The sequence below is a fragment of the Williamsia muralis genome (assembly GCF_002735905.1).
Lineage (GTDB): Bacteria > Actinomycetota > Actinomycetes > Mycobacteriales > Mycobacteriaceae > Williamsia > Williamsia muralis_A.
The window spans coordinates 12,584-29,515 of sequence record NZ_PEBD01000008.1; the positions used below are offsets into that span (position 1 = coordinate 12,584).

Annotated in this window: 16 protein-coding genes; 7 read left to right on the forward strand and 9 right to left on the reverse strand. The window is 63.4% G+C overall.

The features are described from left to right. Positions 1-86: 86 nt before the first annotated feature. The gene (locus tag CSW57_RS09010; RefSeq protein ID WP_143696502.1) at positions 87-455 is read right to left on the reverse strand and encodes a hypothetical protein; all 369 of its coding nucleotides are present in this window, start codon (positions 453-455) and stop codon (positions 87-89) included. Positions 456-869: 414 nt separating this feature from the next. On the opposite strand from CSW57_RS09010, the gene CSW57_RS09015 reads away from it, so the two are divergent. The 4 genes from CSW57_RS09015 (at position 870) to CSW57_RS09030 (ending at position 6,129) form a co-directional block, all read left to right on the forward strand. Continuing rightward, a complete protein-coding gene (locus CSW57_RS09015) occupies positions 870-3,983 on the forward strand; it encodes a DUF4132 domain-containing protein (RefSeq protein WP_189339193.1) in 3,114 nt (1,037 codons plus the stop codon). Positions 3,984-4,476: 493 nt separating this feature from the next. Beyond that, positions 4,477-5,037 carry a GNAT family N-acetyltransferase gene (locus CSW57_RS09020; protein ID WP_189339194.1) on the forward strand — a complete coding sequence of 187 codons (561 nt, stop codon included), beginning with the start codon at positions 4,477-4,479 and terminating at the stop codon, positions 5,035-5,037. A gap of 44 nt (positions 5,038-5,081) precedes the next feature. Beyond that, complete coding sequence (locus CSW57_RS09025; protein WP_099382507.1) at positions 5,082-5,543, forward strand: DinB family protein; 462 nt, start codon at positions 5,082-5,084, stop codon at positions 5,541-5,543. Positions 5,544-5,694: 151 nt separating this feature from the next. Next, a complete protein-coding gene (locus CSW57_RS09030) occupies positions 5,695-6,129 on the forward strand; it encodes a hypothetical protein (protein ID WP_143696503.1) in 435 nt (144 codons plus the stop codon). A gap of 107 nt (positions 6,130-6,236) precedes the next feature. Here CSW57_RS09030 and CSW57_RS09035 read toward each other — a convergent pair whose 3' ends face one another. After that, positions 6,237-6,896, reverse strand: coding sequence for a hypothetical protein (locus CSW57_RS09035; protein ID WP_099382509.1), 660 nt, complete (start codon positions 6,894-6,896; stop codon positions 6,237-6,239). A gap of 116 nt (positions 6,897-7,012) precedes the next feature. After that, positions 7,013-7,591 (reverse strand): hypothetical protein, encoded by a 579-nt coding sequence (locus CSW57_RS09040; RefSeq protein WP_143696504.1) that lies wholly within the window; start codon positions 7,589-7,591, stop codon positions 7,013-7,015. Positions 7,592-8,014: 423 nt separating this feature from the next. Between CSW57_RS09040 and CSW57_RS09045 the strand changes: the two genes are divergently transcribed. Continuing rightward, positions 8,015-8,698: a DUF4352 domain-containing protein gene (locus tag CSW57_RS09045; RefSeq protein WP_223249146.1), complete on the forward strand. Its 684-nt coding sequence runs from the start codon at positions 8,015-8,017 to the stop codon at positions 8,696-8,698. Positions 8,699-8,760: 62 nt separating this feature from the next. On the opposite strand, the gene CSW57_RS09050 is transcribed toward CSW57_RS09045, so the two are convergent. The 4 genes from CSW57_RS09050 to CSW57_RS09065 form a co-directional block, all read right to left on the reverse strand. Continuing rightward, a complete protein-coding gene (locus tag CSW57_RS09050) occupies positions 8,761-9,501 on the reverse strand; it encodes an SDR family NAD(P)-dependent oxidoreductase (protein ID WP_099382511.1) in 741 nt (246 codons plus the stop codon). A 12-nt stretch (positions 9,502-9,513) separates the two neighbouring features. Next, a complete protein-coding gene (locus CSW57_RS09055; protein WP_189339252.1) occupies positions 9,514-10,518 on the reverse strand; it encodes a phosphotransferase family protein in 1,005 nt (334 codons plus the stop codon). A gap of 14 nt (positions 10,519-10,532) precedes the next feature. Beyond that, positions 10,533-11,759, reverse strand: coding sequence for an acyl-CoA dehydrogenase family protein (locus tag CSW57_RS09060; RefSeq protein WP_099382513.1), 1,227 nt, complete (start codon positions 11,757-11,759; stop codon positions 10,533-10,535). Positions 11,760-11,879: 120 nt separating this feature from the next. Next, positions 11,880-12,524, reverse strand: coding sequence for a TetR/AcrR family transcriptional regulator (locus tag CSW57_RS09065; RefSeq protein WP_023954281.1), 645 nt, complete (start codon positions 12,522-12,524; stop codon positions 11,880-11,882). Between the two features lie 166 nt (positions 12,525-12,690). Between CSW57_RS09065 and CSW57_RS09070 the strand changes: the two genes are divergently transcribed. Further along, positions 12,691-13,950, forward strand: a complete 1,260-nt coding sequence (locus tag CSW57_RS09070; protein WP_099382514.1) for an MFS transporter — start codon at positions 12,691-12,693, stop codon at positions 13,948-13,950. Here CSW57_RS09070 and CSW57_RS09075 read toward each other — a convergent pair. Next, positions 13,935-14,567: a TetR/AcrR family transcriptional regulator gene (locus tag CSW57_RS09075; RefSeq protein WP_099382515.1), complete on the reverse strand. Its 633-nt coding sequence runs from the start codon at positions 14,565-14,567 to the stop codon at positions 13,935-13,937. The two genes, CSW57_RS09070 and CSW57_RS09075, sit on opposite strands and share 16 nt — an antisense overlap. 109 nt (positions 14,568-14,676) lie before the next feature. Here CSW57_RS09075 and CSW57_RS09080 point away from each other — a divergent pair, with 109 nt between their 5' ends. After that, complete coding sequence (locus CSW57_RS09080; RefSeq protein ID WP_099382516.1) at positions 14,677-15,564, forward strand: oxygenase MpaB family protein; 888 nt, start codon at positions 14,677-14,679, stop codon at positions 15,562-15,564. Here CSW57_RS09080 and CSW57_RS09085 read toward each other — a convergent pair. After that, positions 15,561-16,874 carry an alpha-hydroxy-acid oxidizing protein gene (locus tag CSW57_RS09085; RefSeq protein WP_099382517.1) on the reverse strand — a complete coding sequence of 438 codons (1,314 nt, stop codon included), beginning with the start codon at positions 16,872-16,874 and terminating at the stop codon, positions 15,561-15,563. The genes CSW57_RS09080 and CSW57_RS09085 overlap by 4 nt on opposite strands. Positions 16,875-16,932: the final 58 nt, after the last annotated feature.

Sequence of the window (16,932 nt, forward strand, 5' to 3'; positions counted from 1 at the left end):
TGCGGCACAATATGTTTCGTCACCAGAGACGGAACCTTCCGCGACCGGATGCAGGGCCGATCAGCGAATGAAACGGTTCGCCAAGTTCACTTGGTGGGATCTAACCGGTTCCCGCCGCCGTACGGTTGGAACTCGGAGCACAGTGCTCCGTGGTCGCTACTGTCTTCATACTGGACTACGCCGTCCAGGGTTGCCTTACACCACGTCTCGGCGGCTCGTCCGTCGAGGAATGGCAGCACCTGGAGGAAGATGCTTTTCGGGATCTCGTCTCCGGTCAAGATGACCTTGGTCTGCCCTTGCTCGAAGTCGTGGCTTCCCGAGGAATCGCTGTAGGCGGCGAACTCGTAGTCGCCACCGATCTCCAGTACGAGCGCCGAATCGTCGGAGTCGTTGGAACATCCGGCGCACAGGAGCAGAGCGCCGCCGGCCACGAACCCGACCATTAATCTCCGCATACGCGGACAATACCGAACCAGGTTCTTAATGCTCCGATACCAAGCAACGTCCACCGGCTCGTTGCGTGTGCACCTGAGGCATTGTTGTACTGGGACAGCGGCCTTCTCGTCAATGGGGAACTGCCGCGATCGTACTGAACGGTCGGCGGGGCGAGAAGGGGAACCACTCACGCTCAGCACAGTTAGGCTCGTCTCAGGTGGCTTCGCACAAGTTTAGTTCTCGCCGCCGCTATAGGTGCGTAATGCAGGCTAGGTGACGGGGGAACAGTGGGAGTTCGGCGGAGCAGTTGGCAGGTACCGGACTCGTGGTGGAAACACACCGAGTCCATTCGAGGGCGTGGGCCGGTTACGCGATCCGTCCGCTCGGGTCACGCGAAAGGTGCCCGCGCCCGGGCTGAAATGTCCGGCGCTCTCGTGGCTGAGTTCGACCGCGCATACCGCGATGCGGTTATACCTTCAGCGATTGCCACCTCGACATCTCTTGCGTCCCAGTTCGCAGGCCGAGAACTCGCTCAGTTGCTGGCGGCCGCGTGCGCATGGGAGGTGCTGACAACGTCCACCTCGAGTCAGGACTCGGGTATCGCTTTGCTGGAGCACGTAGTCGCTCACTACGGCACCGACTTCGCAGCGGAGTGCGTGATTGTGGCGGCGTCTGTGTCCGCGCGGGGCGAGGCACCGGGACAAATTCGGGCCCGTGCGTGGCAGGACCTACGCGGCTTCCACCTCACTGAGGTACATAGCCATCTTCGAACGCTGCTGGCGGGCCTGGCCGATGCCGAGTACACCGCTGTTGTCGACCGGGCGGCACGCCTGCGGGGTTTGACGCTGGCCGGCAACCTTGAGAGCTCATTCCTTCTGCCTACCCAAAACGACTGGGTCGACAGCGACATTGAGGCGTTCTCTTCTGTCGAAGTTGACGACAAATGGAGCGTGATATGGCTATTGACGTGCGTCACCACCGTCGAGACCGCCGAGCACATATTCGAGACCGCCTCACGCATTGACCCGAGAGAGCCTTCCCGGGGCACAGCGGTGTGGGCGGTGGGGCAACATCCACATCTGGTCTACAGCATGTGCACAAACGCCGGGCCCGGCTGTGAGTACCTAGTCGGCGAGTTGTTCGACGGCAACCTGTACGCCAAACACAAGAAGATCATGGCCAAGATACTGGCCGAGTTTGACACCGATGCCGCTCTGACCGAGCTGTTGTCGCGAATAGATGACAAGTACGTGGAACCGGCCATTCTCGACGCGATGACCAGGAATCCCGAACGGGCCGCTCGAATGCTTGCGGTCGCGTCAGGCCCGACAGCAGTGCGGCTGCTGAGCGATCTGCAGCGCACACACCCCAAGATGTCATCGAAGGCCGCTGCCACCGTCCCGTCGGCATTGAGCGTACCGGCAGAGGACCTACCCGCATTGCTGGCCAGCCCACCCTGGCAGCAGCCTCGTTCTCGCCGGTCACCGCTGGTTCTCAACGTGCCCGCGCCAGAGCGAGAACTTGCTGTGTCCTGGCTCCCGGGAGAGCACAATGATTGGCTGCACAGGTATCACGCGGACGACACCGGGCACTACTACTCGAGCGGCTCCCAGGCTCATCTCGAAACGGTCGCCAATGCCCCCGATGAGATCGCCCGGCGGCTGCTGCGCGAGGGGATCCCCACGTTTTTATGGAGGGCCGAACCCACCTTGCAACGGATTCTCGCCCGGTTCGGTGATCCTGCCGCGGACTTCGTCCTTCGCGTCGTGCGAAGCCGACCCGCACTAACTCCTGTCCTGGCGCCCATCGATGGCACCGCAATCAGCACCCATATGATCGAACGCCTAGGGAACAAGTCGATCCGCCCGACAGCGATGCACTGGTTTCGCCGCCACATCGACACTGCCGCAGCCGATCTCGTCGCACACACGCTCGGCGCCACAGGCTCACCCCGACGACGTGCCGAACAGCTCTTGGGGCAGTTGGGCCGAGAAGGTCACCGCGACCACCTGCTCGACGCCAGCCGAGCGCTAGCCGGCGACTACGCCCATGCCGAAGTCACCCGGATCCTCGACACCGACCCGCTCATGCACCTGCCGTCGCGTGTTCCCACCATGCCCGAGTGGCTCTCACCCGTCCTCCTGCCGCCCATCTCCCTCAAGGGTGACGGCCGTCCGTTGCCTGCCTCAGCCGTCACGAACATCTGCACCATGTTGGCGATGTCGCGGCTCGGCGACGAATACGCAGGCATCGACATACTTCGACACCTCATCACACCCGCTCACCTCGCCCAGTTCACACGAGACATCTTCACTCGTTGGTCCGCAGCCGGCTCTCCATCGCAACAAGATTGGGCACTGGACGCGCTGGGAGTGCTGGGCGATGACATCACCGTGGACCTGCTCGCGCCGCTGATCCAGACATGGCCCCTACAATCGGCCCACCGCCGCGCCGCCACCGGCCTCGACGTCCTCATGGCCATCGGATCCGACAACGCACTGCACGCCCTATGGACAATCGCCGACGGACTGAGATTCCCCGCGCTGCGGAAGAAGGCCGAAGCCAACATCAACCATATCGCCGACCAGCTCGACCTCGCACCAGAGGACCTCGCCGACCGCGTCATCCCACGACTCGGCTTCGACGCACAGTCCACCATGATCATCGACTACCACCGGACAACGTTCACGGTCAGCCTCACCAACCGGCTCCAGGTACAGATCACGGACTCGACCGGGACCCCCCTCGCTGACGTCCCAGCACCAAACGCCGCAGATCCAGGCGATGTCCACGACACCTACAAGCAATACACCACCATGCGACGCACCCTGCGGACTACCGGCCCCGACCTCATCGGCCGCCTCGAGACCGCAATGCTCACCGAACGGCGGTGGACACTCGACGCGGTCGTACAGCGATACCTGCACCATCCCCTGATGGGACCACTGGCTCGTAACCTGCTCTGGGTCAACGATCAAGGCGCGTTCTTCCGATTCGACGAACTCACGAAAGAACCGGTCACTGCCAGCGAACAACCACTCCACCTCGACGGTGCTGCCACCATTCGACTAGCCCACCCCGTCGCGATGGCCAGCGACGACCTGCGGGCGTGGCAAACAGTGTTCGATAACTCCGCACTAGAGCAGCCGTTCGAGCAACTGTGGCGCGCGGTGTACACCAACGAACTCACCAAGGGACTCTCTTTGTACGAGAACGTGAAAGTGTCGACCCGAGAACTGCTGGCGCTGCGCCGATCAGGATGGGTCCGCGAGGAACCCCAAGACAAAGGCGCACAAATCGCCCTACACAAACCCATCGGTAAGGGCGCCCTAGCGACCATGATGGTCTTTCCCGGATTCAACATCTCCAACGCCCAGCAATGGAAAACTCAGCGCATCGTTGACGTCAGCGTCAGCGGATCACAGCAGCTGTCACCTATCGACACATCCGAACTCATGCGCGACCTGTCCGCCCTCAAGATTCGCCCCATCAAGGCCACCGACATCGATCTCATCGACAGGTCACTCGGATTCGACGCTGACCCCTAACTCAACCCGCCGTGCCAGGCCTACGACCCCGATCACAGTCACTGGTGCTTGAAACACACGTCAAGACCCACTCCTTCGTCAAGTTTAATTGCCGGAATACCTATTCTCAGCATATTGAATTGCGTCACAATATTATTCGTCGCTACGACAAAACGAAGCCCGATCTAGGATGTGCATAGTCCCACGAGGCCGCTCCGCCATCCAGCACTCTCCAACTATTGTTGCGTTAGTCTAACTTTGGTTAGAGGCAGGGTGTGGACCGTACAGCTCATCGACGTAATCGTTTGTGCCGCACTGGACTTCCTCACCATGCCGAAATGTAGCCCGTCTCTCGACGCTCGTATGGCAGCATGCAGGAATGGCTGATGTACTAATCGCGGAGCCCGGCGAGCTCTTGCCGGCGCAGTCCCGCGCGGCGGAGGCGCTTGTTCGGGATGCGTTCGGAACCAGCTTCCGATCCCACGACTAGATACATGGCATTGACGGTGTCCATGTGCTGGTTACCGATGACGGCTCCCTGATAGCACACGCGTCGGTCGTACCTCGCACACTCTGGCACAACGACCACTCGTTCAGCACCGGCTACGTCGAAGGTGTCGCCGTCCGCGCCGATCAGCAGGGGCGCGGCCTGGGCCGGGTGATCATGGACCATGCAGAGTCGATCATCCGCGAGCGCCACGACATCGGCGCCCTCAACGCCGTCGACACGGCCGCCGAGTTCTACGCCGCCCGGGACTGGCGTCAATGGACGGGCCCCACCGCAGCACTGAGCTCCACCGGCTTGATCGACACATATGACGAAGAAGACCGCATCTTCGTGTTCCGCCCCCAGCGCCAGCTCCCGACTGACACCTGGCAAGTCAACAAGTCCGCTCATCTGCGACTGGCGCCCCGCGGATCTCTGGTAGGCAGCCACCACTGCAGCCCGAAAAAACCAATCGCCAGCCACGTAGTATCTATTATCGGCTGCGGCACAACGTGTTTAGTCACCAAGGGCGGAACGCTTCCCGAATCTCGGTGGTGCCGTGTGTCTGGAGAGGTCGTCCGACAATGAATTCCGGTATTCCTTTGCTGCCGCCCTCTCCGTAGAATCTGACGATGATCGACAAAGAGCTTGCCGCTGTCCTCGACGCGAACCGTACGGCCCTGATCGACTCGGTGGCCCGCTTGACGGACTTTCAAAGCCGGTCGCGCTTCGTGCCTTCACTGACCACTCCGATTGCACTTGTCAAACATTGCGCCGCGGCGGAAAGGGTCTGGTTCCAACGCACTGTCGCGGGTCTTGCCGCGGCCGAGTGCGACGGCTATGCGGCGGGCGACGACCGCGGATGGCTGGTGGATCCCGAACAAACGCTCGCAGACGTGATCGCAGAATACGAAGCTGCCGCTGACCGTTCCCGACACATCGCGCAAGGACCTGATCCGGCCGACCGGTTCGTGCACTACCGCCGCGGCGAGGTGACCTTCCACTGGATAGGGCTTCACATGATCGAGGAGCTGGCACGGCACGCGGGCCGCGCCGACATCCTCGTCGAACAGATACTCGCCGCCCCGCAGTAGCCCTCCGACGAGGCGTACCTCTCCCCGGATTTAACCCGACGTAGCCAATCATACCGACGTAAATAGCTTCGCTGCAGGACGTTTCGACACCAGCGACGAAACAGAACCTCACTGCAGCGGATCTGCGTCACCCATGTGGCAAGGTTTGGTGATGACGACACTGCGCCAGCGAGTCGGGGCACGCCGCTGGCGCTTTATCGTTCCTGGGGCGATTCTGGTGGCGCTGGTTTCTGCCGGCATCATCGTCATCGGCAACGAGACGTCGGACCCTGCGGGCCCATCGCTTGCCGCTGCTCTCGAAATTGTTTGTTCGCCCGGAACGCGCAGCGCGGACACTGGCCCGTTGACTGGCACCGTGGCGGGCGGCAACTGTAGGAGCAAAGTCTATCCAGGGGTTCCGTTGTATTACGGCGAGTATCTGGCGGCCTCAACGCTGCGAGACTCCGTGGGCGGTCGCCCAGGCGTGTTCGCGACGGCCCACCTACCCAACGACACCTACCCCGCGATAGCTTGCGAGCACGGCGACCGTAATTTGCTCAAGTCACTTGCCGATCACGGATGGGCGCTCGGCTACGCCATCGAGTAGTCGCATGCAACGATTTCAACTCAGATTCAGGTTCAGGTGAAGCGACGGCCCATGGCTGCAGTGACGGCAGCAGCACGGGCCCGGGGCGCCTTGATACGGGCTTTCTCCTACAGCTTCCAGCCCAAAGTGTGTGCCAGGTCGATAATCTCGCGGTCGATGACGGGACGGTCATCCGGTTCGGACTGCCATCGTCCTGTCAAATCACCGGCAGCGTAGATCGCGTCGATGAGCGGTCCTCCGCCACCAACGTCATCGCCGCCGTAACTCCCTGCGTTGCTGTTCCAGATGTGTCCGCCAACCACGGGGTGCACAAAGCCGTCTCCGATACGTGCCGACCACATGCGGCTACAGAGACGGCGCCCCGCGGCCGCCAGCCCATCCCCAAGGTCGCCGCCAAGGTTTAGATACAGCTCCGCGCGAAGCCGAGCCTCTTCGTCGGGTAGATCTATAGCCCCGGCGACCTGCCGACCAAGCTGCCATCGAGAAACGATGCGGCCGACGTGTTCGGTGACCGCCGGCGGAACAAGAGGCACCGGACTGCCGAGGGCGGTCTGATCTGACCGGTACGCCGCCTTGAATTCGCTGCAGGCATACGAGAACGAGTTCGCAGCGCCTTCGTCAATCGCCCAAAGGGTGGCCTCAAAAATAAAGTTGTCGAACTGGTCCCTGCGTATCGGCACGCACCTACGCAGTGTTTCGACGTCGGCGAGACCGCCAGACCGCCGGAACCTGTCGAGGACCGACGCTTCAACCTCCCCGATATACATCCCGGCTAGCGTAACGGCCGGCACAAAGAACTCCTACACGCTCGCACAAGGTTTGAGCGCCCCACCAAGCCCATCGATCAAGCGTCGGGCCTTCGTCCGACACCCGCGACCCTCGTTCACGCCGGGCAATGTTGCACGGCACCGGAATTGTGTGACATTTCCGCTGACCAGTGAAATCCCGCGCCCAACACCATGATGTCTGGCGATGGAACGACCACACTGACAACTCCAGTGTCGGTACGGAGTGGCTCGCCAGTGAGGTCTATTCTCCGGTCTTCGCTGTTGAGCACATACAGCTCGAACCGTTGGCCGTTTGCCACGGAGTAACGGAGCTGAATCGACTCCGTCTCGTCAGCGCTTACCCCTGTGAACACAAACACCGTCCCACCAAACGGTGGGATCGGACTCGACAAAGTCCACGTCACCCTGGTCGCGACTCCGTCTCCCCCCTCACCGACCTCGACGTCTACTCGCTTCAGGTAGAAGTCATCGACGCCGACGGCCAGGCCCGCACACGACGATTTCGCTCCCCGTACAACGACATTGCCCTCCACATCAGGGCGCTTTACGTTCGACGGATCGTCGAGGTCATCGACGTCAAAAGGATCTTGGACGGAGAATGTCTCATTCGGCGGCCGGTCGGGCGAACAGGCCGATACCGCTCCGATGACTGCAATCGCCGCCGCGGCATACACCACCGCGACCCGCCCTCTACTCATCCCGACACCCCCACTAGATCCCGCCACTTCTGAGACCCTCCCATGCGCGTACGCCCACCACCAGCGGTGTCAGGCACGACCCAGGTCGGTCTCGGGCCGGGTGAGGACGATGCCGGGAAGAACCGCGTACTACGACAGCTCGGTGACCGCGAACGCTTTGGTGGCCACGTCGTCGGCGGTCATCATCTGCGCAGCCGGGATCGCGGTCCACGTGAACATGTCGGTGTGACTCAGCCTGAACTGGCTTGGACTCCCCTTTAGGTCTGTCGTTCAAGGCTGGGTTGGCTCCTGCCAGATAGTGACCCCGGACGGCGGTAACACCGCCCGCAAGGCGGCCGATACTTCGATTGCGTATCTCAAACTTAATGTTGTATTTCGTAAGCTAACGAAGGAGCGGTCGTGTCCAACTCACAACCCCCCTACGACCCCAACAATCCGCAGTACGTGCAACCGTCTGGCGGCTACCCCTATCCCCAAGGTAGCTATCCGGGAGGCTCCGCTCCGGGGTACTACCAACAGGCGCCCCCTCCCAAAAAACGTAGAATATGGCCCTGGATCCTTCTCGGTGTGTTTGTGCTGCTGTTCGGTGGATGTGTTGCTGCTTTGGCAGGTTTGAGTAGTAATGATGAAGCCACTGTGACATCTGGCGGGAGCGCAGGCAGCAAACCGGCCGAGAGTGGGCTGACGTTTCCGGGCAAGCAATCCGGTGACACCGCGGCCAATGCCGGGGATGCGGTCACACTCGAAGATGTCACCACCACCACGACCCCCCTAATTGACACCAGCACCTTTGGTTCGAATTACCTGTGCACCGCAGTGACGATCCGAAACGCGGGAAAAGACCAAGCCAGCTTTAACGTCTTCGATTGGAAGTTGCAGGATCCAAACGGAGCAATACGGAACTCTTCGTTCGTAGGAAGCGAAACCCCGCTGAACTCTGGTCAAGTCGCTCCTGGCGGAACCGCCTCAGGCGATGTGTGCTTCGACAATCCTCCTGGCTCTCCCCCAGGCCAGTACATTGTGCTCTACGACGTGTCCTTCATCTTCACTGCGGACCGCATCGGATGGATCAACCAGCGTTAGTCTGCCGCCCGATGACGAGGAGCCATGGCTCTGAGCGGTGACAGTGGTTCTAGTGACGCAAGTCAGGCACGCCCCAGGTTGGTACCGGGCCGGGTGAGGACGATGCCGGGAAGGACCGCGTACCGCGACAACTCGGTGACCGCGAATGCCATGGTGGCCACGTCGTCGGCGGTGATCATCTCCGCGGCCGGGATCGCGGTCCACGTGGACATGTCGGTGTTGACGTAACCGGGTGAGATGGTGGTCGCCGAGACGCCCTTCTCGGATTCCTCGAGGTTGAAGGTTTCGCACAGGGAGATCAGCGCGGCCTTCGTGGCACCGTATGCGGACAACTCAGGCTCGGGGTGCACTCCTGTGATCGATGCTATGGCAACCACTTTCGCAGCACCGGCAGTCTCGGCGGTACTGCGCAGAGTCGGCAGCAACGACTGGAGCAACACGTAGGCCGAGCGGACATTGACCTGGTACAGCTTGTCGAATCGGCGAACCGGCAGTTCACCGATCGGCCCCTTCTGCCCCATCCCAGCGTTGAGGACCAGTGCGTCGACCCGGTCGAAGTGCTCGAGGTGACCCGCGGCCAGCGACTGCAACTGCTCCTCGTCGGACATGTCGGCGGTGACAACCTCCACGCGCACCCCGTGTTCGCCTGAAAGGCGGCCGGCCAAGTCCTGCAATGGTTCCGGGCTGCGGGCGCTGATCGTCAGATCCCAGCCTGCTGCGGCGAATCGGGTCGCGATCGCCGCGCCGATACCGCGCGAGGCACCGGTCACCAACGCCACCTTGCGTTCTGCACCATGTGTCACGTGTGTGCCCCTCTAGTTCTTTCCCTTGATGGCGCGCAATCCTGCCGCCATGAACTCGCCGGTCGCAGCCGCTGCATTCTCGGCTCCCCGGCCCGATGACGATCCACTGAGCGCGCGGTGGGTGATGCCTTCGCCGATCACGCCGAGTTTGAAGTTGGCAAGCGCGAGATAGAAGTTCCAGTCGGACAATTCACGACCGGATGCCAGTGCGTACCGCTGAGCGATGTCGTCCGGCGAGGGGTACCGATCACTTGTCCACGCCGCCTTCATCCCCAGTACGGCGTCGAATATCGGTTCCCGGTAGGTGCACATCAGTGCGACGTCGGTCAGCGGGTCACCCAGGGTCGACATCTCCCAGTCGACTACAGCTTTGACAACGCCCGGATCACCGGCGTCGAGAATGGTGTTGTCGACCCGGAAATCGCCGTGCACGATCGAGTTGGTGGTCTGCGCAGGGATCGCCTCGGTCAGTGCCGCATGCAATGTCGCCACATCGTCGAGTTCGCGGGTCTTCACGTGTTCCCACTGCCGGGCCCACAACTTCACCTGCCGTCCGACGAAGCCATCGGGACGGCCGAACTCGCTCAACCCCACCGCTCGGTAGTCCACGGCGTGCAGGTCTGCGAGCGCCTTGACCAGTCCGGTGACGTTGCGTTCCACGGCATCGTCGTCGAGCGCGTCGAGTTCGTCGTCGCTACGCACCACGAGGCCCTCCACGAACTCGACCACGGTGAGCGGCGCACCGAGGGCAGTTCCCTCTTTGTCGAAAGCGACGGTGCGCGCCACCGGCACCGGCGTGTCCTGGAGTGCGCGGGTGACGGTCCACTCACGGTTCATGTCGTGGGCAGAAGGTGTCAGTCCGCCCGTCGGGGGACGGCGCACCACCCAATGCGAATTGTCATCGCGCGCAGCGAATGTGAGATTCGAGCGGCCACCGCTGATGAGCTCCACCACCAGCTCGCCGGATACCGGCACACCGCTGTCGACGAGGAAGGCGCGTAGGGCCGGGACGTCCATGCCCGGTAGCTCGGTCACGACGCCGTCCCGTTCGCGGCAGTAGCGGCTGCCGCCTTCTTCGCCTTGCCCACGGCCCGTTTGGCCAGCGCCCAGCGATGGACCTCGGACGGGCCGTCGTAGATCTGGAACGGCCGCAGCTCACGCTGCAAACGCGCCAACGGCAGCTCGTCGGATACGCCTTGGCCGCCGCACATCTGGATCGCGCGGTCGACGACCCTTGAAAATGCCTCGGCGGCAAATGTTTTGGCGATCGACGTCTCGTCGCCCGCATGCTGCCCCTGATCGAGGGCGTAGCAGGCCTTGACCAGCAACGCCCGCGCAGCAGCCAGATCGATCTCGTTGTCGGCCACCATCTGCTGGATCATCCCCAGATCGCCGAGCTTGCCGCCGAAGGCTTCCCGGCGTGCGACGTAGTCGAGCGCGACGTCCTGGGCACGGTTGGCGCTGCCCATCCAGCGCATGACGTGGGTCATACGCGCTGGACCCAGCCGCACCTGCGCATAGCGGTAACCCTCGTCGACCTCTCCGAGCACGTCTTCGTCCGGAACGAACACGTCGCGGAATGCCACCTCGCAGTGGCCACCGATCATCGCGCGGTCGATCGTGTTGATGTGGCGTCCCACTGTGATGCCGGGGGTGTCGGCCGGCGCGAGGAACATCGTCGCGCCGCCGCGGTCACCGGGGGAACCCGCAGTCCGCGCCATGATGATGAAGAAGCCGGCACCGTCGGCGCCGGTGATGAACCATTTGTCGCCGTTGATCTTCCAGCCGCCGTCGACCTTGGTGGCCGCAGTGCGCAGTGCTGCCGGGTCGGCACCCGCGCCCGGTGCGGGCTCGGTCATCGCAAAGGCCGACCGCACGTCACCGCGGGCCAGTGGAGCCAGGTACTTCTCTTTCTGGTCCGCGCCGGCGATGTGCGCGAGCATGTGCACGTTGCCCTCGTCGGGTGCGCCGATGTGCAGCGCGATCGGACCGAACACCGAGTAACCGGCGGCCTCGAAGACCGGGGCGCGATCGGACATATTGAGGCCGAGGCCGCCGTATTCGACGGGCGCGTGAGGCGCGAGCACACCGGCGTCGCGCGCCTGGTCACGCAGTTTCAGTCTCCGCTTGTCGCCGCCGGCGGCGGTGATGTCACCGGCGAACTCGTCCTCGATCGGCATCACGTGGTCGCGGACGAAGTCACGGGTTTTCGAGACCACGTCCTCAACGGCTGGATCGTAGGAAAGGCTGATCGCCATGTGCACCTCCTAGTGCGGCGCCGGAGGGCCCGAAAAGGCAATCCCGACCGAGCGCTCGTTCGGTAATGGGCTCAGGATGTCACGCCCGGACTCGACGGTCAAGCCGGTCGACGTCACCCCTCACGGCTGATCCGGAAAGTACCCCACCATCCGTCTGGCGATCAGCAGATAACGGGCAACGAGTTCGTCGGGACCGAGACGTCCCTGTGGCCGGTACCAGGTGGAGACCCCCACACACATGGTGGTGACCGCCCGTCCGGCGTCCTCTGGATTGGGGCAGCGGAAGTCACCCGACTCGACGCCGTCCATCACCAGCCTGTCGACCATCCGCTGCTGCCTGTCGCGCAGTTGGATGTAATCGGTGCGGAACGACGGGTCCAGGCTGCGGATCTCGGTGGAGCCGACGAACGCCTGGGCCCGCCGGTACATGTGGAACCGCAGCAGGGACTCCACCACGGCGTCGTAGCGTTCGAGCGGCGTCGGACCGGCTTCGGCAAGCGCTGCTTCGGACCGGCCGAGCAGATCACTCATCGTGAGCTCGAGCAAACCCTTCAGCAGCGACTGCTTCGACGGATAGTGGTGATACAGCCCGGGCACACTCAGACCTGCGCGTGCGGCGATGTCGCGAACCGAGGTGCCGTGATATCCGTGTTCGGCAAAGGCTGACAACGCTGCCGCCAGCGGCGCAGGAAGATCTTCCTGGCCGTATTCGCGCCAGCTGTCGCCGCCGTGGTCTCGCGGCGTCGGCTCGGGCACGGTGTTCATGTCATCAACCTACTGTGCCGCTCCATCACGCTCACGCGAACACGGGGTCGGCCGCTGCGCGTTTCGCCGCGCAAGGCCTCCCGATGCCGCCGTGCCGACGCCTGACCGACGTCGCCGCAGGGCTCCGATCGCGCGTCACCGCGACGCATCCGGCAGGCTGGGGATCATGCGAGCGACGCCAGACCCACCCACCGATCCGTCGTCGGCAATTCCCGCCTCACCGGGTGACCGGCCGGGGATCAGCAGGTCCCTTGTGGTGTTGTTCGCCATCACGTGCGGCGTCTCGGTGTCGTCGCTCTACGTGCTGCAACCTGTGCTCGAGGAGATCCGTCGGGACTTCGACGTCTCCACGTCGACTGCCGCACTGGTGGTGACCGCCGCTCAACTCGGGTACGCGGCCGGGCTGCTGTTCTTGGTCCCGCTGGGCGATCTGCTGAACCGGAAGTTGTTGGCGCCCAGCATGATGGTCGCATCCGCAGTTGCCCTGTTGCTCTCAGGACTGGCTCCCGGTTTCGGTACCCTCTTCATCGCATCGATCCTGACCGGCGTGTGTGCGGCCACCGCCCAGATCGTGTTGCCGTGGTCCTCGTCCCTTGCGGTGCCGTCAGATCGCGGACGCGTGGTCGGCATGGTGATGAGCGGACTGTTGCTGGGCATCCTGCTCGCCCGCGTCGTCAGCGGGCTCATCGCCGAATTCGGGGGCTGGCGATCGGTGTTGTTCACGGGGTCGGCCCTGATGGTGGTGCTGGCCGTGGTGGTCTACGTCTCGGTGCCACCCGACGCGCACCGCCCCCGGCAGCCCTATGGCCAACTGCTGATCTCGGTGGCCCGGATCGTCCGTGCCGAGACGATGCTCCGGCAACGGATGCTGCTCGGGTTTCTCACGATGTTCGGGTTCAGCGCCATGTGGACCTCGATCGCGTTCCTGCTCTCGGGAAGCCGGGGTGAGCACTTCTTTTACTCGGAGGCTGCCATCGGCCTGTTCGGTCTTGCCGGGGTCGCCGGCGCCGCGGCGGCTCCGCTGTTCGGAAAGCTCGCCGACCGTGGGCATCTGCGGATGGCTACCACGGCCGCGTGGGTTGTCACCATCATCGGCTGGTTGTCGCTCGCGTGGCCCGGAACACCGTTGGCAGCGCTGGTGATCGGCCTCGTGGTGTTCGACTTCGGGGTTCAGGCTTCGCAGTTGGCGAATCAATCCGCGATCTATTCGCTGGCGTCGGAGGAGCGCAGCCGCGTGACGACGGCGTACATGGTCACGTACTTTGCAGGCGCGGTGGCGGGTTCGGTCTCGTCGGGCTACGCATACGGCGCCGGAGGCTGGATTGCCGTGTGCCTGAGCGGTATCGGTGTAGCTGTGACCGGTCTGCTCGCGTGGCTGGTCTTCGACCGCTGGAACGAACGCCGCGCCGGTCAATCGGTGCGCTGAGCGTTCTCGGGCAGGAGTTCGTAGATCGCACCGAACATCATCGTCACACACAGTTCGATCAATTCGTCGGTGGCGCAATCGATCCGCCCGTCGATCCACGCGTTGAGCACCTGCCCGAGCCCGCCGACATAGAAGTGGGCCGCCCCCTGGGTGGTCGCGTCGTCGAACTGGGCGCCCGAGGTCTGGATGGTCAGCGCCGCGAACATCATGGCGGCGTCCATCCGTTTGGTGGCCAGGGTCCCACTGAGCAGTGTCTGCGAGAACAGCACCCGGCCCTTGCGCCGATCGGTGTCGATGAGCCGAACGATGGCGCCCACCGCGGAGCGGATCTGCTCGCGCGGAGACTGACCGCCGGATGTCACTGCGGTCTGGGCGGCCTCGGCTATGTCGAAAACGACGGCGTCGTACGTGGTGCCCACCAACTGGTCCACGTCTTCGAAGCTCTCGTAGAAGTATCTCGCGGTCAGTCCGGCCTGCCGGCACACCCCGCGAACACTGATCGCCACCCCGTCGGCCGAGCCGAGGATCTCTAGCGCAGCTTCGATCAGCGCTGCCCGGCGACGTTTGACCCGGTCAGCTCCATTCTCGCCGCCATATGGGCGCAAAGGATCTGCCATGGGCCTCATCTTTCCACCTTCGGTTAACGACGATTGACTTTCGGTCCGATCGCCGCTTCAATACGAAAGAGATAACGGTTGTTATCAGAAGCAACCTTGGAGGCCGACAATGACGTCTGGAACCGTTGACGGAACGGCTGCCCTGTCCATCGACAGGCCGCAGCCCATCCGAACCCGCAATCGCGCAGAGACCGACGGTGCGCCCGGGGACCTGTTGGACATGCCGGGCATTTCCGCTCTCGCCGGGGCGGCCAACGTGATCATGCAACTCGCACTCCCTGCGGTCGGATATGGCGTCGCGGAGAGCAAGGTCGACAGCGGCAACCTGTTCAAGCACCCCATCAAGCGGGGCCGCACCACACTGTCGTACCTCGCGGTCGCGGTGAACGGCACCCCGGAAGACCGCAAGGCATACCGCAAAGCCGTCGGTCATTCACACGCACAGGTGCGGTCCACCGAGTCGAGCCCGGTCGAGTACAACGCCTTTGATCCCCGTCTGCAGTTGTGGGTTGCCGCCTGCCTGTACAAGGGCTGGGAAGACATGCAGGTTCTTTACGGCGACCCATCGGCGATCACCGAAGAGGCATACCAGCAGGGCGCTCTCATGGGCACCACCCTGCAGATGCCACGCGAGATGTGGCCGGCCACACGCGCCGACTTCCAGGAGTACTGGGATGGCACCGTCGCGCAGCTGGAGATCGACGACACCATCCGGGACCTGCTGATCAGCATCGCCAAGTTCGAGTTCCTGCCCAAGCCGGTGTCCATGCTGATCGGAGACTTCGGTCTCTTCCTCACCACAGGGTTCTTGCCACCCGAGTTCCGCGAGAAGATGGGCCTCGAGTGGTCACCGCGGCAGCAACGACTCTTCGACCTGCACAATCGCATCGTCCGGTCGGTTGTGACGCGACTGCCCGAACCGATGCGCGCATTCCCGTTCAACGCCTACCTGTGGGACGTCCGCCGTCGCATCCGGACCGGCCGAAAACTCATCTAGTCGAGTCGTACCTTCTTCAACACCGCCGGCGACAGGTCGGCGGTGTTGGTGTTCCCGGACAGTCCCAGCGTCAGGTCGAGCTCGGCGATGATGTTGGCGACCACATCTCGCGCACCTGCCGATCCGGCCAGCGCGAGTCCGTACATGTGCGGACGTCCGATACACACCGCGTCCGCACCCAGAGCCAGCGCCTTGAAGACGTCGGCGCCGCCGCGAATGCCCGAATCCAGCAACACCTTCGCCTTGCCGTCAACCGCTGCCACCACGTCGGTGAGCGCTTCGACCGAGCCGATGGATCCGTCTATCTGCCGGCCGCCATGGTTGGAGACCAGGATGCCGTCCACCCCGGCATCGACGGCCTGCCGTGCGTCTTCGGGGTGCAGGATTCCTTTCAGGACGATCGGCAGTGACGTCCGCTCGCGCAGCCCGGCGATGTCCGTCCAATTGAGCGAGGGACGCGAATAGGTCTCCAGGAAGGTCTGCACAGACTCCCTGGGCACAGGCGAGCGAAGGTTGGCCAACACACTGCCGGGGGTGTTCTTCGCCATCGACACCAGGGACTTGATCGCGCCGACCGTCACCTGGGGCTTGGGACCGGGTACGGCCGCAGCGATACGAGCTCGCACCATGTCGACGAAGCGCGGATCAGAGGTGTACTGGTCGATGCCAAGCCCCTGCGCGAACGGCAGCGACCCCAGGTTCAGGTCCTGCGGCCGCCATCCCAGCATGGTGGTGTCGAGCGTGACCACGATGGCCGCCGCACCGCACTTCTCGGCGCGCTGCAGGAAGCTGTCCACCAGTTGCTCGTCGCTCGACCAGTACAGCTGAAACCAACGGGGCGCCCCGGGCGACACCTCGTCCATCGCCGCGGCAGTGCTCTCCATCGGCGCGCTGGCCTGGCTGGAGAAGATGTACGGCACACCGAGTTCGGCGGCGGCCCGGCCGATGTGGACGTCGGCCTGCGGAAAGACGAGGCCGCCCGCACCGACCGGAGAGAACAGGATCGGTGCCGGCAACTGCTGTCCGAACAGCTCGGTGGACAGACTCCGCACTGACACGTCGCGCAGCATCCTGGGAACGATCGCCCAGCTGTCGAGGGCGTGGCGGTTTGCACGCATGGTGCTGCCGTCACCCGCCCCGCCGGCGACATAGGCCCACGCCTTCGCGGACATCTTGCGCTTGGCAGCGCGTTCCAGATCGTCGAAATTAGTGGGTACCTTGGGTTTTCGTCCAAAGACGCCGTCGGTGTAGATCTGGTTCTGTCGAGCCCGGCCGGAAAGTTCGGACGCCGGTCGCGTATTGCTGCTCATCGGCCCACCGTAGCGAACCAGATGAGCGACGATGGTGACTTGAGTTGCCTCACATTCG